The sequence below is a fragment of the Microbacterium deferens genome (assembly GCF_045517775.1).
GTDB lineage: Bacteria > Actinomycetota > Actinomycetes > Actinomycetales > Microbacteriaceae > Microbacterium.
Window position 1 is genome coordinate 678,067 of the sequence record NZ_JBEUWT010000001.1, and the last position, 19,456, is coordinate 697,522.

Below are 19,456 nucleotides of genomic sequence, written 5' to 3' on the forward strand. Positions count from 1 at the left end.
ACTATACGCGAGGGAAGGGTTGCCTCACCTTATGTCGGGCGAACGATCAGGATGCGGCGCAGCTCGGCGATCTCGTCGTCGCCGAGCCCCTGGGCACGCAGGTAGTCGCTCGGTGATCCGTACTCGCGCTCGAGCCGGGCCAGCAGGTCTCGCATCACGGGCGCCGGCGACCGGGTCGCGAGCTCCTCGAGATGGAGCGCCTCGGGATGCATCGCCCGCAGCCGGGCGATGACCTGCGTGTTGCGTGACGCGGGCAGCAGGGTCTCGGTGCGGGCGTAGTCGTCGACCACCGCGTCGAGGTCGACACCCGCTGCGGCGAGGGTGAGGGCGACGGTCACCCCGGTGCGATCCTTGCCGACCGTGCAGTGGACGAGCACGGGTTGGTCGACGAGGACGCTGCGCACCACCTCGACCACACGGTCGGCCGAGTCCTCGATGAGGCTGTCGTACAACTCGCCCAGGCTCGGGTCGTTGCGGAAGAAGGACGCGACCGAGCCGAGGAACAGGGGCACGCGCTGGGTCGTGAGGTCGAGTCCGTCGACCCGACTCGGCGAGCGCGTCACCTCCTCGTCGTCGCGGAGATCCAGGATGCGGCGCAGTCCGAGTCCGCGGAGGGATTCGGCCCCCGCGGCGTCGACGTCGGCGAGGTTTCCCGACCGGTAGAGCACGCCACTGCGGGTGAGGCCGCCCTCGGCCGGCAGACCCCCGACGTCGCGGAAGTTCATCACGCCCGAGACGAGCGTCGGCGGCGCCTCGCTCATGCCTGCGCCTCGCGGGCCGGCACGGCGTAACGACCGGCGATCGCGACGCGGTTGAAGGCATTGATCGCCACGAGGATCCAGCTCAGCCCGACGTACTCCTTCTCGCTCAGGATGCTGCCGACGTGGTCGTAGACCTCGTCGGGGATGCCGTCCTCCGAGATGAAGGTGAACGCCTCGGCCAGCTCGAGGGCGGCACGCTCGCGGTCGGTGAAGACGCCGGAATCGCGCCACACCGCGACCTGCGCGATCTCGTCGGCCGTGACGCCCGCCGCGACGGCGCGGTCCACGTGCACCCGTACGCAGAAAGAGCACCCGTTCAGCTGCGACGCGTGGATCTGCACCAACTCGCGCAGTCGCGGCTCGATACCCGAATCCGACGCCACCGCGCCGACGGTCTTCGCGAACGCCTCGAGAGCGCGATACGCGTCGGGGGCCGATCGCGACAGGTGGACACGCGCTTCATCCGTCATGCGACCAGCCTAGGCGCGCGCCGCGCGTGTGTGCGGGCAGAATAGCCGCGTGACCGACTTCGACGAGTTCTCGTTCCTGCCCGACCAGGCCGCCGAGGCCGGGTTGACCGTTCCGATCCCCCGGGGCGAGCGTCTCACCCTGACCCTCCCGGACGGACGGACCCTCAGCGCGGTGCGCTACGGCGGCTCGGCCCCCGAAGTCACCCTTCTCCACGGCGCGGGACTGAACGCGCACACGTGGGACACGACGATCCTGGCGCTCGGCCGCCCTGCGCTGGCGATCGACCTGGCGGGGCACGGCGATTCGTCGTGGCGCGACGACGCGGCCTACACCCCGCGAAACCTCGCGCCCGACGTCGTCGCGGCGCTGTCGGCATGGACCGACCGCCCGCAGGTGCTGGTGGGTCAATCGCTCGGGGGCCTCACGGCGGCCCCGGTCGCCGCATCCGCCCCCGACGCCGTCTCCCGTCTCCTCATCGTCGACATCACCCCGGGCGTCGATCCCGACGCCGGCCCCACGCAGGTGCGCACCTTCTTCGCGGGGCCCACCGACTGGGCGTCGCGCGACGAGCTCGTCGACCGAGCACTCGCGTTCGGTCTCGGCGGCGGCTCCCGCGAGAAGGCGGCGCGCGGGGTGTTCCTCAATTCCCGGGTTCGCGCCGACGGGCGGGTCGAGTGGAAGCACCACTTCGCGCATCTCGCCGCAGCCGCCGCGAACGACGCCGGAGGCACTCCGTCGCGCGACGACGCTGTCACGGCGCTGCTGTCGGGCGCGGGCTGGGACGACCTCGCGGCCGTCCGTGCCCCGATCACGCTGATCCGCGGCGAGCGCGGGTACGTCACCGAGGCGGATGCCGCGGAGTTCGCCCGTCGCGTGCCCGCGGCCCGCACCGTCACCTTCGCCTCGGGGCACAACGTGCAGGAGGACGCACCGGTCGAGCTGGCGCGGGCGATCGCCGACCTCCTCTGAGTCCGCACACGCACCGACCTGTGACGTTCCGCGTCACCGTCGCCTCACGCACCCGCGCGGAACCATAGGCTGGTAGGCACACCGAGATTGCCTGCCCGCGGCGTCCGACAGCATCGATGACGCCGCCTCCTGGGGAAAGGACCCGCCCGCACATGCCCCGCCGCGCCACCCTCGCCACTGCCGCCCTCTTCGTCACGGGGGCCTTGATCCTCGCGGGGTGCTCCAGTTCACCGTCCCCGGCACCGACATCCGTCGGCGCCCCCGACCCCGACGCGACCCTCACGATCGCCGCGACGCTCGAGCCGTCGAACCTCGACATCCGTCGCACGTCGGGGGCAGCCCTCGACCAGGCGCTCATCGACAACGTCTACGAGGGGATCGTCTCCCGCGATCAGGACAACAATGTCGTCCCGAAGCTCGCGAGCGCCTACGAGGTCTCCGACGACGGGCTGACCTACACGTTCACCCTGCAGGAGGGCGTCACCTTCCACGACGGAAGCGCCCTCACCGCCGACGACGTCGTCACCTCGCTCACCACGGCGAAGGACGACCCGACCGTCCAGGGCAACTCCGACCTCGCGGGCGTGACCTCGATCACCTCTCCCGACGCCGCGACCGTCGTCGTGACGCTGGCCGAGCCCAACAGCGACTTCCTCTTCTCGCTCACCGGGCGCGCCGGTCTCGTCGTCCGCGCAGGTGACACCACCGACCTGCAGACCAAGGCGAACGGCACCGGCCCCTTCACGGTGTCGCAGTGGGCGCAGGGCCAGAGCCTGACCCTCGACCGGGCGGACGCCTACTGGGGTGAGCAGGCCGGCGTCGCCGAGGTCGTCATCGACTACATCCCCGACCGCACGGCGGCCGCCAACGCCGCCCTCGCGGACGAGGTCGACGTCACGCTCGAGCTCGACCCCGAGTTCCGCGCGCAGATCGAGGACAGCGGCCTGTTCACCATCGAGACCGGACAGACCACCGACAAGGGCACACTGGCCTTCAACAACGCCGCTCCCCCGCTGAACGATCCGAAGGTGCGCGAGGCGCTGCGCCTGGCGATCGATCACGATGGGCTCGTCGAGGCCATCGGCGGCGTCGGCTCGACGCTCTACGGTCCGATTCCCGAGCTCGACCCGGGGTACGAAGACCTCTCGGATCTCGTCCCGTTCGATCCGGACCGCGCGAAGGAGCTGCTGACGGAAGCCGGTCAGGAGGATCTCGAGCTCACGCTCACGATCCCGAACATCTACGACGCGACCATTCCGACCTACCTCGTGTCGGCGTTCAACGACATCGGTGTGACGCTCACGGTCGAATCGGTCGAGTTCTCCGTCTGGCTCCAGGACGTCTACACGAACAAGGACTACGAGCTCAGCTTCGTCCGCCACGTCGAGGCCCGCGACTTCTCGAACTGGGTCGACCCCGACTACTACTTCGGATACGACAACCCCGAGGTCCAGTCCCTCTACGCCGAGGCCGTCGCCTCGGTGGACGAGGACGAGGCGAACACCCTTCTCGCCCAGGCCGCGCGGATCGTGTCGGAAGACAACGCGGCCGACTGGCTCTTCGCGGCGGCTCCGCTAGCCGCGGTGAGCACGCAGGTCGGCGATTTTCCGAAGAACTCGTTGAACGTGCGGCTTCCGCTGGCCGGCGTGACGGTCTCGTCCGAGTGATGCGCTCGAAGAACTGACGGTGTCCTCGCAGTGATGCGCTACGCGGTGACGAGGATGGTCCTGCTCCTGGCAGGCCTCCTCGTCGCCAGCGTGCTCATCTTCTTGACGCTGCGTGTGCTCCCCGGCGACGTCGCGGCGGTGATCGGGGGCACCACCTCGTCGCCCGAACAGGTCGCGGCCATCCGCGAGGGCCTGGGACTCGACCGGCCGCTGGTGGTGCAGTACACCGACTGGATCGGCGGACTCCTGCGCGGCGACCTCGGCACGTCGCTGCTGACCGGCGCTCCGGTCGCCGACGAACTCGCCTCGAAGGCGCTGGTCACCGTGCCCCTGGGCGTGATGTCGCTGCTGATCGCCCTGGCCTTCAGCGTCCCCCTCGGCGTCGCCTCCGCCCTGCGCCGCGGCCGCGCCGACGGCACCGCGCTGAGCGTGGCGGCCCAGTCGCTCGCGGCCGTGCCGGTGGTCTGGGCGGGTCTGATGCTCGTCGTCGTCTTCGCGGTCTGGCTCGGCTGGCTGCCCGCGCAGGGCTTTCCCCGCAACGGCTGGGACGACCCCGCCGCGGCCGTCCGTTCGCTGATCCTCCCGGCACTCACGATCGGGGTGGTGGAGGGGGCGATGCTCATGCGCTTCGTCCGCAGCGCCACGCTGCAGGCGATCGGTCAGGACTACGTCCGCACGGCGGCGGCGAAGGGACTCACCCGCACGCGGGCGCTGATCCGCCACGGGCTCCCCAACGTCGCGCTGTCGATCATCACCGTCCTCGGTCTGCAGATCGCCGGGATCGTGGTCGGCGCCGTCATCATCGAGCAGCTGTTCTCGCTTCCGGGCGTCGGACGGATGCTGGTCACCGACGTCGGGCAGCGAGACCTCCCCAAGGTGCAGAGCGAGCTGCTCGCTCTGACGGGCTTCGTGCTCGTCATCGGGTTCGTCGTCGATCTCGTGCAGCGACTCATCGACCCCCGGCAGCGGGAGGCAGCATGAGCACCGCGAGACCCGCCGAGCGTCTGGCGTGGCTCCGACGCCTCTGGGCGCTCGGCACCGGGCGTTTCGGTCTCATCGTCGTGGCGGTCGTCGTCGCGACGGCGATCGTCGCGGCCTTCTGGACCCCCTTCCCGCCGCAGCAGGTCGACATCGGCGCCCGCTGGTCGTCGCCCGGCTGGCCGCACTTGCTCGGCACCGACGACACCGGGCGCGACATCCTGAGCCTGCTGATGGCGGGGGCGCGCACCACGCTGATGGTCTCCCTCGGGGCGGGCGTGGTCGCAACCCTGCTGGGTATCGCTCTGGCCGCGCTCGGCGCTCTGACGGCCCGGTGGGTGCGCGAGACGGTGGCGGTGCTGATCGACATCCTCGTCGCCTTCCCCGTGCTGATCATCGCGATGATGATCACCGCCGTCTGGGGCGGATCCCTCGGCGTGGTGATCTGGGCGGTCGGCATCGGCTTCGGGGTGAACATCGCCCGCGTTACGCGCGCGGAGCTGCGTCGCGTATTGCACAGCGAGTTCGTGCTGGCCGGTCGAGCCAGCGGCCTCTCCCCCGCGCAGAACCTCTGGCGCCACCTGCTGCCGAACGTCGCGCCCGTCTTCATCGTGCAGCTGTCGTGGGCGATGGCCGTCGCCGTCCTGGCCGAAGCCGGGCTGTCGTACCTCGGGTTCGGCGCACCACTCACCGACCCGTCGTGGGGGGTGCTCCTCGAGCAGCTGCAGCGGTACGTGTCGGTCTACCCGTTGACCGTGGTCTGGCCCGGGCTCGCGATCACCCTGACCGTGCTCGGCCTCAACCTCCTCGGCGACGGGCTGCGCGAGGCCACCGATCCCACGCTGTCGCGGCGCACCGCCGCGTCCCGCCTGCACGTCCCGGAGGTGGTCTCGTGACGCTCGAAGTGCGCGATCTGACGGTCGAGATCGGGGGGCGCCGGGCCGTCGACGCCGTCTCTTTCGACGTTCCCGACGGCGGCCGTCTCGGACTGATCGGCGAGTCGGGGTCGGGCAAGTCGCTCACCGCGCTCGCGATCCTCGGGCTCTTGCCCGACGGGGCGACGGCGGCAGGAAGCATCCGCTGGGATGGCCGCGAGATCCTCGGCCTCCCCGACCGTGACCTCGCGCAGCTGCGCGGCGACGAGATCGGCGTCGTGTTCCAAGAACCGCAGACCGCCCTCAATCCGATCCGCACCGTGGGACGGCAGATCGGCGAGTCGCTGCGCATCCACGAAGGGCTCTCCCGCGCCGAGGCCCGGCGGCGGGCGATCACCGAGGCGGAGAGGGTGGCCCTCCCCGATCCCGCGACGATCGTGACCCGCTACCCCCACCAGATCTCGGGCGGCCAGCGCCAGCGGGTCGCGATCGCCATGGCCCTCGCCTGCCGACCACGGTTGCTCATCGCCGACGAACCCACCACGGCTCTGGACGTGACCATCCAGGCCGGCATCCTCTCCCTTCTCGCAGACCTCGTCCGCGATGCGGGCATGTCGCTCGTGTTCATCACGCACGACCTGGCGGTGCTCGCGCAGGTCGCGACGACGGCGGTCGTGCTCGAGCACGGGCGCGTCGTCGAAGCAGGTGAGGTGTCGCAGCTGCTCGATGCGCCGGCGTCACCCGTCACGCGCGGACTCGTGCGCGACGCGCGCGCCACGCTCTGGCGCCCGGAGGGTCGGTCATGAGCGAGATCCTGCTGCGCGCTCGCGGACTCACGCGCCGTTACACGGCGCCGCGCCGCGCCCTGTTCACGCCGCGGGTCGTCACGACGGCCCTCGATGCGGTCGACCTCGACGTGACCGCGGGCTCGGCGGTCGGCGTGATCGGCGAATCGGGGTCGGGAAAGTCCACCCTCGTGCGGTTGCTCCTGGCCCTCGACACCCCCACCGACGGAACGGTCGAACTCGACGGCCGCCCGGTGGACGCCCGTCAGAGCGCGCGGTCGCTCCACTGGATGCGCCGACAGACGGGCATCGTCTTCCAAGACCCCTACGCCTCGCTCGATCCGCGCATGAGCATCGGCCGGATCGTCGGCGAGCCGCTGTGGGCGCTCGACATCGCCGGTGACAGACGCGCTCGTGTTCGCGAGGTGCTCGAGCAGGTCGGCCTCGAAGCGGGGATGGCCGACCGCTTCCCCCACGAGTTCTCGGGCGGTCAACGTCAGCGCATCGCCATCGCCCGGGCCATCGTCCACCGACCGGCCGTCCTCGTCGGCGACGAACCGCTGTCGGCGCTCGATGTCACCGTACGCGCTCAGATCCTGCGGCTCCTCGCCGAACTGCGCGCCACCGCGGGGCTCACACTCCTCCTGGTCTCCCACGACCTCGGCGTCGTGCAGAACCTGTGCGACGACGTCGTCGTGATGAAGGACGCACGCATCGTCGAGCGTGGACGCACCGCGTCGGTGCTGCAGCATCCGACCACCGCGTACACGCGGTCGCTGCTCGACGCCATCCCGACACTCCCCCAGCCGTAGTCCTCGCGACACGGAGGTGTCGGAACCGGCGGTTAGTGTTCGGGCATGTCCCCCGCGATCATCCCCCCGTTCCTGCTCGATCGGCTCGCCGAGACCGACCATCCCCGCTTCGCCCGCGCCGCGGCCGCCGCGCGTGCGACCCTCGCGGTCGGTCGTCCCGACCGGCCCGTCCGGGCGCGCCTGCGACTGTCGATCGACGAATCCGGAACACTGGTCGCCGAGACCGCGCCGGGTCCCGATCGCATCGTGTTCGACGCCGGCAACACCGAGCGGCTGCCGGGGGCGATCGTGCGGTCCGAAGACGATGCGGCCACCGGCGACGCCGCGGCCGACGAAGCCTTCGACGGCCTCGGCGCCACCTTCGACTTCTTCTGGGATGCGTTCTCGAGAGACGGGATCGACGCCGCGGGCGGCGCGCTGCTGGCAACGGTGCACTTCGGCGAAGACTACGACAACGCGTTCTGGAACGGCGAGCGCATGGTCTTCGGCGACGGCGACGGCGAGGTGTTCATCGGCTTCACTCGGTCGCTCAGCGTCATCGCGCACGAGCTCGCGCACGGGGTGACCGAGGCGGAGGGCGGCCTCGAATACCAGGGACAGTCGGGGGCGATCAACGAATCGCTGTCCGACGTGTTCGGCGTGCTCGCCGAACAGCACCATCTCGGGCAGACGGCCGACAGCGCGACCTGGCTCGTCGGCGAGGGCATCTTCAGCGACGAGGTTCAGGGTCACGCCCTGCGTTCGTTGAAAGCGCCCGGCACGGCGTACGACGACGACGTGCTCGGGAAGGATCCGCAGCCCGGCCACATGCGCGACTACGTCGAGACGACCGACGACAACGGCGGGGTGCACATCAACTCGGGCATCCCGAACAAGGCCTTCTACCTCGCGGCGACCGCTCTCGGCGGCCGCGCATGGGAGCGCGCGGGACGGGTGTGGTACCGCACTCTCACGGGCGGCGCCCTCTCGCCCACCGCCGACTTCGTCGAGTTCGCAGCGGCGACCATCGCTGCGGCGACGGCGGAGTACGGTGAGGAGTCGGAGGAGGTCGCCGCCGTCCGCGCCGGGTGGGCCGGAGTCGGCGTCATCGAGGATGCAGCGAGCCACTGAGCCGACGAGGGTGGTCGTCACCGTCGTCCGATCCGGCGGGATCGCCGGGCTGCGGCGCGAGTGGCGGGCAGAACCGGCACCCGACGCGGTGGCTCGGTGGACCGCGCTGATCGACGGGTGCCCGTGGGACGACCCGCCCGCCGTGAAGCCCGGAGCTGATCGATACCAGTGGAGCATCCGCGCACGCAGAGACGACGCCCCCGTGCGCGAAGTCCGACTCGGAGACGACAGCCTGGCCGGCCCGTGGCGCACGCTCGTCGACGAGGTGCGCGCGCAGTCCCGCCCCCGTCGACCCGATCGCGCAGGCTGACGCGGCGCGTCAGCCGAAGAGGCGCTTCTTCTTCAGCTTCGGCACACTCAGCTGCAGGTAGACCACGCCCAGCCATCGGCCGAATTTGAAACCGACCCGCCCCATGCGGCCGACCTCGACGAAACCGAGCTTCTGGTGCAGGGCGATCGACGACTCCGCACCCCGGTCGCTGATGGCCGCAACGATCTCACGGATCCCGGCTTCCTGAGCGGCGGCGATGACGGCCTCCATCAGCGCCCGCCCGAGCCCCTTGCCCGCGGCCGCCTGCCCGAGGTAGATCGAGTTCTCCACCGTGTAGCGATAGGCGGACTTGCTCTTCCACGGCTGCAGCAGCGCGTAACCGAGGATCTGGCCCGAGGGTGACTGCGCGACCAGGAACGGCATGCCGAGCTTCTGCAGGTGCGCGTATTTCTCCCGCCACTGCGCGAGGGTCCAGCGCTTCTCGTCGAACGTCACCATCGAGTTCGTCACGTAGTAGTTGTAGATCTCGCGGATGTCGGGGATGTCGCCCTCGCGCACCGGCCGGATCTCGTACGTGAAGGGACGCTCGGGCTCGGGCGTGCGGCGCAGATGCCACGGAAGACGCCGACGGCTCTTGTCGTATTCGTCTTCCAGCATGCCCGCCATTTTATGTGGTCTGCGCGCCTCCGACCGCTCGCGGGCTGCGCGTCGTGCCCGGCGGGCTGCCGTGGTGCCCGGCGGGCTGCGCGTCGTGCCCGGCGGTGACGCATGCCCGAGGCGCAGCCGCGGATCAGGCGGGCAGGCGCCAGTCCACCGGCGTCGCTCCCTGCTGCTCGAGCAGCGCGTTCGCCGTCGAGAACGGCTGGGAGCCGAAGAAGCCGCGCCGCGCCGACAGCGGGGAGGGATGAGCGGAGGCGACGATCGGCGTGTCGCCGAGGAGAGGGCGGAGGTTCGCCGCATCCTTCCCCCACAGGATCGCCACGAGCGGTGCGTCACGTTCGACCAGGCTGCGGATCGCGAGCTCGGTGACCTTCTCCCACCCCCAGCCTCGGTGCGAGCCCGCCTCGCCGGGCGCGACGGTCAGCACTCGGTTGAGCAGCATGACGCCCTGGTCGCTCCAGGCCGAGAGGTCGCCGTGCGGCGCGGGCGGGATGGCGAGATCGGACTCGAGCTCCGCGTAGATGTTCGACAGGCTCCGCGGGATCGGCCGCACATGCCGGTCGACGGCGAACGACAGCCCGATCGGGTTGCCCGGCGTCGGGTACGGATCCTGCCCGACGATCAGCACTTTCACGTCATCGCGCGGCCGAGCGAAGGCGCGCAGCACGTTCTCCCCCGCGGGCAGGTAGGAGCGACCCGCCGCCACCTCGGCCCGGAGCCTCTCGCCGAGCGCGGCGATGTCGCCGGCGACGGGTTCGAGCGCGTCGGCCCACCCGTCGTCGAGGAGCCCGGCAGAAGATAGCTCGGGCAGTGTCATCGCCACGGTGTCAGGCCTCGTCCTCTTCGACGACGGTCCCCTGTGCCGACCATGGGAAGTCGATCCACAGCGACGTCTCCTTCCAGGAGTAGTCGGGCTGGATGATCGTCGTCGGCTTCGTGTAGATGACGACCGAGCGCATGTCGGCACCGCGCTCGCGCAGCATCGCCACCGCGAGGGCGAGCGTGCGCCCGCTGTCGGCGACGTCGTCGACGAGAAGCACCTTGCGACCACCGAGATACTCGGTATCGAGCGCCGGGCGCAGCACCTCGGGGGCGTCGAGCACGGTTCCGATGCCGGTGTAGAACTCGACGTTCAGCGCGCCGCAGTTCTTGACCCCCAACCCGTACGCGATCGCACCCGCCGGCAGCAGACCGCCGCGGGCGATCGCCACCACGACCTCGGGGACGAACCCGTCACCGAGGATCTCGCGGGCGAGGTCTCGGGATGCGGCGCCGAACCCGTCCCACGTCAGTGTCTCGCGCTCTTCGCTCATGGCCATGGGGTCCTCCTCGGGGACGGTTCGCTCCAGCCTAGGCATCCGGCCGGCCGTGCCCGTCTCCCGCCCGACGCCCGGTGTACTCTCGGGCCCATGTCACGCGCATCGTCCGCCGCTGAACGCCTGCGCGGGTCCTCGTTCGGCATCACCGCCGGGCTCATCGGCTGGTTCGTCGTCGTCGAGCTCACCAGCGGCATCCTGCAGGGCTACTACGTGCCTCTGCTCAGCGACATCGTGGTGCATCTCGGGGTCACCGACGCCGACGTCAACTGGTTCGAGGCGGCGCAGCTGCTGCTCTCGGCACTCGTTCTGCCGATCCTCGCCAAGCTCGGCGACATGTACGGGCACAAGAAGGTGCTCCTCGCCTCGGCGATCCTCACGGCCGGCGCGAGCTGGTGGCTCGTCTTCGCCAATTCGTTCACGACGTTCCTCATCGCGTGGGCGCTGCAGGGCTTCTACGTGGTGTGGCTGCCCCTCGAGATCGCGCTCGTGTTCGAACGCGGGCGCCGCCAGGCCCGGGGCGTGTCGCAGACGCGGCGCGCTGCCGGCCTGCTCGTCGTGGGCCTCCAGGCCGGCGCGATTCTCGGCGCCCTCGCCGCCGGGCGCCTGTTCGCGGCGACGAGCGAGAACCTGCAGCTGACGCTCATGGTGCCGGCCGTAGCGGTCACGCTCGTCTGCGTGGTCATCTGGCTCGGCGTGCCCGAGTCCGAACCCGTGCCCGGGCGTCGTCTGGACATCGGCGGTTTCGTGCTCCTGGCTTTCGCGCTGCTGCTCGTCACCGGCGCCCTGTCGTTCCTCCGGGTGCCCGACGGGCCCGGCGCGGGTGTCGTCGTCGCCCTGCTCGTCGCCGGTCTCGCGGCCTTGGCCGTCTTCGTCTGGTACGAGCTGCGTCAGACCGACCCCGCGGTCGATATCCGCGTGCTCGCGCGTCCAGAGATGTGGCCGGTACAGGCGACCGCGTTCCTGGTGGGCATCAGCCTGCTCGGCGCGCAGGGTCCGCTGGCCACGTACGCCGGCACGGACGCATCGCTCGGGTACGGCCTCGGACTCGACGCGACAGACCGCTCCAACGTGATCGGCGTCTACCTCGTGTCGCTCATCGTCGGAGCCGTCCTCTTCGCGGTGTTCTCGCGCCGGGGCAATCCACGCCTCATCCTGATCGGCGCCTCGGCGCTCGTGGGTATCGGCTACGCGCTCTTCGTCCCGTTCCACGTCGAGCTGTGGCAGGTGCTGGCGAACCTGTCGATCGCGGGCATCGGCTCGGGGGCACTCGTGGCGGCCCTGCCCGCCGCCGCCGCCGCGGCTGCGCCCCGCGGCCAGACGGGCATCGCCTCCGCACTGACGAACACGACGAAGACCATCGGCGGCACGTTCGCCTCGGCCGTCTTCGGTGTGGTGCTCGCCGCCGGCGTCGGAGCCGCGGTCGCCAGCACCGCCGCACCCCTGGTCGGCTACCTGACCGTGTGGACCGTCTGCGCGGTCGGTGGGTTCCTCGCCGCGGCGCTGCTCTTGTTCGTCCCGAAGGTCGCGTTCAGCGACGCCGACGCGGCGGATGCGGCCGCCGGGCAGACGCAGGTGATCTAGTCCTGACGCACCCGCAGCGGTCCTCGGGCGAGCGCGTGCTGCGCGGACTGCGCGACCGGACGCATCGTGACCAGGTCGAGGTTGACGTGGCCCGGAGCCTCCAACGCGTAGGCGATGACACCGGCGACGTCGTCGCCGGTGAGCGGGTTCTCGACATCCTCGTAGACGCGGTCGGCGGCATTCTGGTCGCCGCGCAGACGATTGAGCGAGAACTCCTCCGTGGCGACCATGCCCGGCGCGATCTCGATCACGCGGAGGGGCTCGCCGTTCAGCTCGAGGCGCAGCGCGTGCACGAGCATCGCCTCCGCGGCCTTCGCCGCGTTGTAGCCCGCACCGCCCGGATAAGCGGTCTGGGCGGCGGTGGAGGTCACGAAGACGGTGTCGGCATGGCCGTCGGATGCTGCGGCGTCGCGCAGCAACGGAAGCAGCGCGGCGACGAGCCGCTGGGTCGAGACGACGTTGACCTCGAACATCCACTGCCAGTCGACCGGATCGCCGTGCTCGACGAGGTCGGTGCCCCGAGCTCCCCCCGCCACCTGCACGAGCGCGTGCACGGGGCCGGTCTCGGCGAGCCATTCGGCGAGCGCGTCGATGTCCTCGCCGCGCGTGAGGTCGGCCGCGTACGCCACGATGCCGGTCTCGGCCTCGAGCGCTTCGAGGCGCTCGGCCCGCCGGGCCACCCCCACCACGTCCCAGCCCCGGGAGCGCAGCATCCGAGCCGTCGCCTCACCGATTCCGGAACTTGCACCCGTCACCACAACACGTCGCGTCATTAGAGCAACGCTACCCGCGCCCGGCTCCCCCGACGGCTGTTACGCCGCGTGTCCGAAGCGGTGGCGTGTCCGATGCGACGTCCGTAGTCTCACAGCAGGTCACCGCACCCGCCTGACCCAATCCGACTGCAGGAGCCCGATCATGTCCGCACCCGAGAACTGGCGATTCGAGACCAAGCAGATCCACTCGGGCGCCCAGCCCGACCCGGTGACCAAGGCGCGGGCCACTCCGATCTACCAGACGACCTCTTACGTCTTCGACAACGCCGACCACGCCGCGAATCTCTTCTCGCTGGCCGAGTTCGGCAACATCTACACGCGCATCCAGAACCCGACCCAGGCGGTCGTGGAGGAGCGCGTGGCGGCTCTCGAGGGCGGTACGGGCGCGCTCCTCGTCGCCAGCGGTCAAGCCGCCGAGACCTTCGCGGTGCTCAACATCGCCGAGGCCGGCGACCACATCGTGTCGTCGTCGTCGATCTACGGCGGCACCTACAACCTCTTCAAGTACACGCTGAAGAAGCTCGGCATCGACGTGACGTTCGTGGAGAACCAGGACGACGCCGACGAATGGCGCGCCGCGGTGCGCCCGAACACCAAGCTGTTCTTCGCCGAGACGATCGGCAACCCCAAGATCAACGTGCTCGACATCCGCACGGTCGCCGACGTCGCGCACGCCGCCGGCGTGCCGCTGATCGTCGACAACACGATCGCGACGCCGTACCTCATCCGTCCGTTCGAGCACGGCGCCGACATCGTCGTGCACTCGGCGACGAAGTTCCTCGGCGGGCACGGCACGGTCATCGGCGGCGTCATCGTCGACGGCGGCTCGTTCAAGTGGTCGGAGAACGTCGAGCGCTTCCCCGGCCTCACCGAGCCCGACCCCTCGTACCACGGCGCGAGCTACACCGCAGCGGTCGGCGACGGTCTGGCCTACGTCATCAAGGCCCGCGTGCAGCTGCTGCGCGACCTCGGTGCGGCCATCTCGCCGCAGAGCGCGTGGCTGCTCATCCAGGGCATCGAGACGCTGTCGCTGCGCATCGAGCGCCACGTGCAGAACGCTCAGGAGATCGCCGAGTGGCTCGAGGGCCAGCCCGATGTCGCCACGGTCAACTACTCGGGCCTGCCCACCTCCCCGTGGTACGCCGCCGCCAACACCTACGCGCCCAAGGGCGTCGGCGCGGTGCTGTCGTTCGAGCTCAAGGGAGGGGTCGACGCCGGGCGGGAGTTCGTGAACTCGCTCACCCTCTTCAGCCACCTCGCCAACATCGGCGACGTGCGATCCCTGGTGATCCACCCCGCCTCGACCACCCACTCGCAGCTGACCCCCGAGCAGCAGCTCACCACCGGCGTGACGCCCGGCCTCGTGCGGCTGTCGCTGGGGCTCGAGAACATCGACGACCTCAAGGCCGATCTCTCGCAGGCACTCGCCGCGGCTCGCCGCAGTGTGGACGCCGCACGCGTCTGACCCGCAGCATCCGGATGCCCCGACCGCCCTCACGGGCGCCGGGGCATCCGTCGTTCTTCCCGCGCGGGGGCGAGGTCATCCGCGATCGGGTGCTGGCGAGGTCATGCCCGCACCTTCGGGCGGAGGTGCCCGAGTCCTCCGTCGATGCCGAGCACCTGGCCCGTGATCCAGTCGTTCGCCGGGTCGAGGAGGAACTGCACGCCGCGCGCGACATCGTCGGGGTCGCCGAGACGGCCGAGCGCGTGCATCGACTCTGACACCTTGCGAGACCCTTCGCTCGCGGTGAGCGCAGACGTCAGCGGCGTGCGGGTCAGGCCCGGCGCGACCGCGTTGATGCGGAGCCCCTGCGAGGCATAGCTCGCCGCCGACGAGAGCATCAGCCCGATGACGCCGGCCTTCGCCGCCGCGATCGCATCGTGGTTCGGCAAGCCCGCCATCGCGGCCGCCGAGGAGACCAGCACGACCGCGCCGCCCGACCGCAGCTGCCGGCCGGCGGCCCGGACGGTCGCAAACGCGGTCGTCAACGACGCGGCGACGATGCCGTCGTACTGCGCGCGCGAGGTGAGGTGAGCGGGTTTGAGCAGCATGGATCCCGCGAAGCACGCCACACCGTCCAGCGGCCCGGCCTCGACGAAAGCCTGCTCGACGGCCTCGAAGTCGGTCGCGTCGAGCACGATGTCGGGATCGCCGTTCCCGGCCTCACGAGCCGTCGTCACCACCTCGTGGCCCGCCGAGCGCAACAGCTCGCACGTCGCCGCGCCGATACCGCTGGATGCGGCGATGATCAGATATCGCGCCATGGAGTACCTCCCCCGTCATTGTCTCCTCACCCGGGCCGCCCGCGGCGTATCGGCGCGATCGCACCCATACCGATCGTCGGTGTAACAGTTGGCGGACCGGCGGGTCGGACCGCCTAGCCTGGAAGGGCGCGAAAGGTGGTGCCGATGGACTGGCAGACGTCGGAAGACACGGTGCCGTCGGCACCGATCACGGAGGCCGACGCGCGCATGCTCCTGGGCCGTCCACCGACCACGGGCGCCTGGCGCGACGGCGACCCCGTCGGCGACCGGCGGTTCGCGAGCTTCACCGGCTTCCGCACGGAGGGTGGCGAGGAGCTGCCCTCGTGGCGGCTGTCGTACGAGACCTGGGGCGAACTCTCCCCCTCCCGCGACAACGCCGTGCTGGTGCTCCACGCCCTCACCGGGGACAGCCACCTGCGCGGCCCCGCCGGCCCGGGGCACCCCACGGCCGGCTGGTGGGAGGACCTCGTCGGCCCCGGTGCGCCCATCGACACCGACGAGTGGTTCGTGGTGGCGCCCAACATGCTCGGCGGCTGTCAGGGGTCGACGGGCCCGGCGAGCGTGGCACCTGACGGCTACGAGTGGGCGGCGCGCTTCCCGTACCTCACCATCCGCGACCAGGTGAGCGCGCAGGCCCGTCTCGCCGACGCGCTCGGCATCGACGTGTGGGCGGGCGTCATCGGCGGCTCGATGGGCGGCATGCACGCACTCGAGTGGGCGATCGGCCATCCTGCGCGCGTCGAGCGTGCGGCCATCCTGTCGGCGCCTCCGGTGACCACCGCCGACCAGATCGCGCTGAACTCGGTGCAGCTCGAGGCCATCCGCATCGACCCACGCTTCGCAGGCGGGGAGTACTACGACGCGGGCGACGGCGACGGCCCGCACCGCGGCCTCGCGCTCGCCCGCAGGATGGCGTTGCTGAACTACCGCAGTCCCACCGAGCTCAACCAGCGCTTCCAGCGTTCCTGGCAGTCGGGGGTCAGTCCGCTCGGTCGCGGGGGGCGGTTCGCGGTGGCGTCGTACCTCGACTTCCACGGCAACAAGTTCACGCGCCGCTTCGACGCGAACAGCTACCTGACACTCGTCGACGCGATGAACTCCCACGACGTCGGGCGCGACCGCGACGGCATCGAAGATGCCCTCAAGCGCGTGACCGCGACGACGCTCGTGCTCGGGATCGACAGCGACCGCCTGTTCCCCATCGACGGACAGCATCGCATCGCCCGCAGCATCCCGAACACTCTCGACGGGCGCGAAGCGGTGACGATCTCGAGCGACTTCGGCCACGACGGCTTCCTCATCGAGACCGACGAGGTCGGCCGCCACCTGCGGCGCCTGCTCGCCGTCTAGACCGCGACGGGCTCCGCGGCCCGCGACTTCTCGACGCGGAAGCTCCAGACCGCGACGAACAGACCGCCGATCGCGAGCGCCGTCCCCACCCACGCGGGCGCGGCGAACCCGAGGCCGAGCGCGATGACGACACCGCCGAGGAACGCGCCGAGACTGTTGCCGATGTTGAGCGCGGAGTGGTTGAGCGCCGCGGCGATCGACTGGTTGTCGCCCGCGACGTCCATGAGCCGCGTCTGGATGGCGGGGCTCAGCGCCGATCCCACGAAGCTGACCGCGAAGGCGAAGAGGGCGAGGGTCACGACCCACCCCGCCGTCAGGGCGAGCAGTGCCGAGGCGGCCGCCATCGCGAGGAGGCCGATCAGCAGCCATTTCTTCAGGTTCACGTCGGCGAGGTGCCCGCCGACGATGTTGCCGATCGTCATGCCGATGCCCACGATGACGAGCACGATCGACACCGCCCACTCGGGCGATCCGGCGAGTTCGGTGACCATGGGGGCGATGTAGCTGTACATCGCGAAGAATCCTCCGAAGCCGACGGCCCCGATGCCGAGTGCGAACCAGACCTGACCGACCCGGAACACTCTCAGTTCGTCGCGCAGTCGTCGCCCGGGATCGCCGGGGTGCTCGGGAACGAAGAGCACGATCGCGAGGGTCGCGAGCGCGAACACTCCGCCGACGACGAGGAACGCGAGCCGCCACCCGAAGTTCTGACCGAGCAGGGTTCCCAGCGGAACGCCGACCACGTTCGCGACCGTCAGACCGGTGAGGACGAACGCGACGCCCTTCGCGCGGTTGCCGGGGCCGAGCACGTCGGCGGCGACGAGAGCTCCGATGCCGAAGTAGGCGCCGTGCGGGAGGCCGGCGAGAAGACGGGATGCGGCGACCAGCTCGTACGTCGGAGCGATCACCGTGAGCAGGTTGAACACCGTCAGCGCGAGCGCCAGCACGATCATCACACGATGCCGGGGGAAGCGCGCGACGGAGCCCGCGATCGTGGGGGCCCCGATGACGACGCCGAGGGCGTAGAGGGAGATGAGCCAGCCGGCTTGAGCGATCGCGTCGTCGGGGTTCGCGGCCCAGGCGGTGGGCAGCAATTCCGCCGCGACGTTCGGGAGCAGGCCCATCATCACGAACTCGGTCATGCCGATGCCGAAGCTGCCTATAGCGAGCGAGAGGAGCGCCCGCATCGCCGCCCCCCTCGAGAGGATCGAGGAGGTCATTCCTCGATGCTAGACCCGCCCGCGTCGGTATGACGAATCGATTCGATGGCGCTTTCGAGCCGCTCGATCTTTCCGTCGATCTCACCCGTGCGTCCGGGGCGGATGTCGGCTTTCAGCACGAGCGACACCCGCGAGCCGAAGGGCATCACGGCCTCGGTCGCGCGGCGCACGACATCGAACACCTCGTCCCACTCCCCCTCGATCTCGGTGAACATCGAGGTCGTGCGGTTCGGCAGGCCCGACGCGCGGACGACCTCGACCGCCGCGGCCACGGCGTCGTGCACCGAGCCGTCGGCGTTGCCTGATCCGGACGGGGCGACAGAGAAGGCGATGAGCATGGGGTCAGCCTTTCACGGCGGCGGGCCGCCGGGAGCGAACGGATGCCGCGTGGGGGCGCGTCCGCACCCGGGCGAGCCGGTAGACGGTCCACGCGAACAGCATCACGAGGAGCACGTTGCGGAGGTTCACCAGGAGGACGGCGCCGATCTGCGCGACGAGGAGTCCGTCGTAGGCGAGCGGATACACGCCCTGCGTGAGTCCCGCGATGGCCAGCATGAGGATCGCGGGCTTGGCCCAGTGGGCACGATCGATGACGAGCCCGACGATCACGGGCGTCACGAGCCACACGATGTACTGGGGCGACCCGACCTTGTTGAACACGATGAACCCGAGCACGAGACCGAGGGTGAGTGCGGGGAAGACCGCCGCGAAGCTCGCGCCCCGCAAGGATTTCACCGCTCCGATCACGAACACCGAGCCCATCGCCAGCAGCATGAGCGGGGTCATCGCGGCGATGACGGCGTCGACGTTCGGGCCCGTCACCTGGAAGGTGAGGATGTTGGGCTCGTAGTAGACGCTCGCGCCCTCGACGCCGAGCGAAGCCAGGAGCATGTAGAAGCCGCTCACCGGAGCCTCGATCTGCAAGCCCCGATTGGTCTGCTCCGTCACGAACGCGAACGCGTACGACCCGCCCCCGGCGAGGAACACGATCGCCAGAGTGACGGCCGAGACGACGAGAGCCCCGCCGACCACGGTGAAGCGCCGTCGCAGCGTCACGACGGCCGCGGCGAGCACGGCGGCCGGCCATACCTTGATCCACGTCGCCACGGCGAGCAGGATCGCGCCCAACCAGGGGCGACCGACGAGCCACAGCGAACCGGCGATGGCCAGCGGCACGGTCACCCCGTCGAGACGGTACATCCCGACCGGACCGAGGAGGAGGATCGCCGCGAGCCAGAACCACGCACCGGTGACACGGCCGCGCGAGCGCGCCGTGCCCACCAGCATCCGGAACACGACCGCATCGATGAGCGTGACGAAGACCGCCCACCCGGCGGTGTACGTGAGGAAGCCGAAAACCCAGGCGAGCACGAGAGGAACGAGGGCCAGCTGCGGGTAGACCCACGGCTCGGTGATGCCGACGATGCCTCCGCCGGTCAGCGCCCGTGCCGACCAGGGTTCGTAGACGAGGTAGACATCGCCCATCGGCCCACTGGGCAGGATGTACCCGGCGACGGCGACGGCGACGTGGACCAGCACGAAGGCGACCCACAACACACCCCGCCTCGACACGGCGTCCATCCTAAGCG

At 70.4% G+C, this 19,456-nt stretch carries 21 protein-coding genes; 11 read left to right on the plus strand and 10 right to left on the minus strand.

Annotation, left to right across the window (positions count from 1 at the left end; translation table 11 throughout):
- Positions 1–29: 29 nt before the first annotated feature.
- Positions 30–761 carry a tyrosine-protein phosphatase gene (locus ABTU82_RS03370; RefSeq protein WP_116646112.1) on the minus strand — a complete coding sequence of 244 codons (732 nt, stop codon included), beginning with the start codon at positions 759–761 and terminating at the stop codon, positions 30–32.
- Positions 758–1,231, minus strand: coding sequence for a carboxymuconolactone decarboxylase family protein (locus tag ABTU82_RS03375; protein ID WP_116646111.1), 474 nt, complete (start codon positions 1,229–1,231; stop codon positions 758–760). Before ABTU82_RS03375 ends, ABTU82_RS03370 begins: the two co-directional genes overlap by 4 nt.
- A 49-nt stretch (positions 1,232–1,280) precedes the next feature.
- Here ABTU82_RS03375 and ABTU82_RS03380 point away from each other — a divergent pair, with 49 nt between their 5' ends.
- The 8 genes from ABTU82_RS03380 (at position 1,281) to ABTU82_RS03415 (ending at position 8,738) form a co-directional block, all read left to right on the plus strand.
- Positions 1,281–2,201 (plus strand): alpha/beta fold hydrolase, encoded by a 921-nt coding sequence (locus tag ABTU82_RS03380; protein ID WP_407171728.1) that lies wholly within the window; start codon positions 1,281–1,283, stop codon positions 2,199–2,201.
- 152 nt (positions 2,202–2,353) lie between these two features.
- Positions 2,354–3,868: an ABC transporter substrate-binding protein gene (locus tag ABTU82_RS03385; protein WP_407171730.1), complete on the plus strand. Its 1,515-nt coding sequence runs from the start codon at positions 2,354–2,356 to the stop codon at positions 3,866–3,868.
- Between the two features lie 30 nt (positions 3,869–3,898).
- Positions 3,899–4,849: an ABC transporter permease gene (locus ABTU82_RS03390; protein ID WP_407171732.1), complete on the plus strand. Its 951-nt coding sequence runs from the start codon at positions 3,899–3,901 to the stop codon at positions 4,847–4,849.
- The gene (locus tag ABTU82_RS03395) at positions 4,846–5,742 is read left to right on the plus strand and encodes an ABC transporter permease (protein ID WP_407171733.1); all 897 of its coding nucleotides are present in this window, start codon (positions 4,846–4,848) and stop codon (positions 5,740–5,742) included. The genes ABTU82_RS03390 and ABTU82_RS03395 overlap by 4 nt, the downstream gene beginning before the upstream one ends.
- Complete coding sequence (locus ABTU82_RS03400; RefSeq protein ID WP_116646106.1) at positions 5,739–6,527, plus strand: ATP-binding cassette domain-containing protein; 789 nt, start codon at positions 5,739–5,741, stop codon at positions 6,525–6,527. Before ABTU82_RS03395 ends, ABTU82_RS03400 begins: the two co-directional genes overlap by 4 nt.
- Positions 6,524–7,318, plus strand: coding sequence for an ATP-binding cassette domain-containing protein (locus tag ABTU82_RS03405; protein ID WP_407171735.1), 795 nt, complete (start codon positions 6,524–6,526; stop codon positions 7,316–7,318). Before ABTU82_RS03400 ends, ABTU82_RS03405 begins: the two co-directional genes overlap by 4 nt.
- 45 nt (positions 7,319–7,363) lie before the next feature.
- Entirely contained in the window at positions 7,364–8,428 is a 1,065-nt protein-coding gene (locus tag ABTU82_RS03410) for a M4 family metallopeptidase (RefSeq protein ID WP_116646104.1), read from the plus strand.
- Positions 8,412–8,738, plus strand: a complete 327-nt coding sequence (locus tag ABTU82_RS03415; RefSeq protein ID WP_407171737.1) for a hypothetical protein — start codon at positions 8,412–8,414, stop codon at positions 8,736–8,738. The genes ABTU82_RS03410 and ABTU82_RS03415 overlap by 17 nt, the downstream gene beginning before the upstream one ends.
- Positions 8,739–8,747: 9 nt before the next feature.
- On the opposite strand, the gene ABTU82_RS03420 is transcribed toward ABTU82_RS03415, so the two are convergent.
- The 3 genes from ABTU82_RS03420 to ABTU82_RS03430 all read right to left on the minus strand — a co-directional run bounded on the left by ABTU82_RS03420 (position 8,748) and on the right by ABTU82_RS03430 (position 10,672).
- Positions 8,748–9,356 (minus strand): GNAT family N-acetyltransferase, encoded by a 609-nt coding sequence (locus tag ABTU82_RS03420; protein WP_116646762.1) that lies wholly within the window; start codon positions 9,354–9,356, stop codon positions 8,748–8,750.
- A gap of 133 nt (positions 9,357–9,489) precedes the next feature.
- Positions 9,490–10,182, minus strand: a complete 693-nt coding sequence (locus ABTU82_RS03425) for a uracil-DNA glycosylase (protein WP_205781193.1) — start codon at positions 10,180–10,182, stop codon at positions 9,490–9,492.
- Positions 10,183–10,186: 4 nt separating this feature from the next.
- Entirely contained in the window at positions 10,187–10,672 is a 486-nt protein-coding gene (locus ABTU82_RS03430) for a phosphoribosyltransferase (protein WP_116646761.1), read from the minus strand.
- 96 nt (positions 10,673–10,768) lie between these two features.
- Between ABTU82_RS03430 and ABTU82_RS03435 the strand changes: the two genes are divergently transcribed.
- Positions 10,769–12,259 carry an MFS transporter gene (locus ABTU82_RS03435; RefSeq protein WP_407171739.1) on the plus strand — a complete coding sequence of 497 codons (1,491 nt, stop codon included), beginning with the start codon at positions 10,769–10,771 and terminating at the stop codon, positions 12,257–12,259.
- Here ABTU82_RS03435 and ABTU82_RS03440 read toward each other — a convergent pair.
- Entirely contained in the window at positions 12,256–13,032 is a 777-nt protein-coding gene (locus ABTU82_RS03440) for an SDR family oxidoreductase (protein ID WP_407171740.1), read from the minus strand. The two genes, ABTU82_RS03435 and ABTU82_RS03440, sit on opposite strands and share 4 nt — an antisense overlap.
- Before the next feature lie 142 nt (positions 13,033–13,174).
- Here ABTU82_RS03440 and ABTU82_RS03445 point away from each other — a divergent pair, with 142 nt between their 5' ends.
- Positions 13,175–14,497: a bifunctional o-acetylhomoserine/o-acetylserine sulfhydrylase gene (locus tag ABTU82_RS03445; RefSeq protein WP_116646100.1), complete on the plus strand. Its 1,323-nt coding sequence runs from the start codon at positions 13,175–13,177 to the stop codon at positions 14,495–14,497.
- 101 nt (positions 14,498–14,598) lie between these two features.
- Here the strand turns inward: ABTU82_RS03445 and ABTU82_RS03450 are convergent, their stop codons facing one another.
- Positions 14,599–15,297 (minus strand): SDR family NAD(P)-dependent oxidoreductase, encoded by a 699-nt coding sequence (locus ABTU82_RS03450; RefSeq protein WP_116646099.1) that lies wholly within the window; start codon positions 15,295–15,297, stop codon positions 14,599–14,601.
- 144 nt (positions 15,298–15,441) lie between these two features.
- Here ABTU82_RS03450 and metX point away from each other — a divergent pair, with 144 nt between their 5' ends.
- A complete protein-coding gene (metX, locus tag ABTU82_RS03455) occupies positions 15,442–16,647 on the plus strand; it encodes a homoserine O-acetyltransferase MetX (RefSeq protein ID WP_407171744.1) in 1,206 nt (401 codons plus the stop codon).
- Here the strand turns inward: metX and ABTU82_RS03460 are convergent.
- The 3 genes from ABTU82_RS03460 to ABTU82_RS03470 are packed head-to-tail and all read right to left on the minus strand — an operon-like array spanning position 16,644 to position 19,439.
- A complete protein-coding gene (locus tag ABTU82_RS03460) occupies positions 16,644–17,867 on the minus strand; it encodes an MFS transporter (RefSeq protein ID WP_116646097.1) in 1,224 nt (407 codons plus the stop codon). The genes metX and ABTU82_RS03460 overlap by 4 nt on opposite strands.
- Positions 17,864–18,205, minus strand: a complete 342-nt coding sequence (locus ABTU82_RS03465) for a thiamine-binding protein (protein ID WP_116646096.1) — start codon at positions 18,203–18,205, stop codon at positions 17,864–17,866. Before ABTU82_RS03465 ends, ABTU82_RS03460 begins: the two co-directional genes overlap by 4 nt.
- Before the next feature lie 4 nt (positions 18,206–18,209).
- Positions 18,210–19,439 (minus strand): hypothetical protein, encoded by a 1,230-nt coding sequence (locus tag ABTU82_RS03470; RefSeq protein ID WP_407171747.1) that lies wholly within the window; start codon positions 19,437–19,439, stop codon positions 18,210–18,212.
- Between the last annotated feature and the right edge of the window lie 17 nt (positions 19,440–19,456).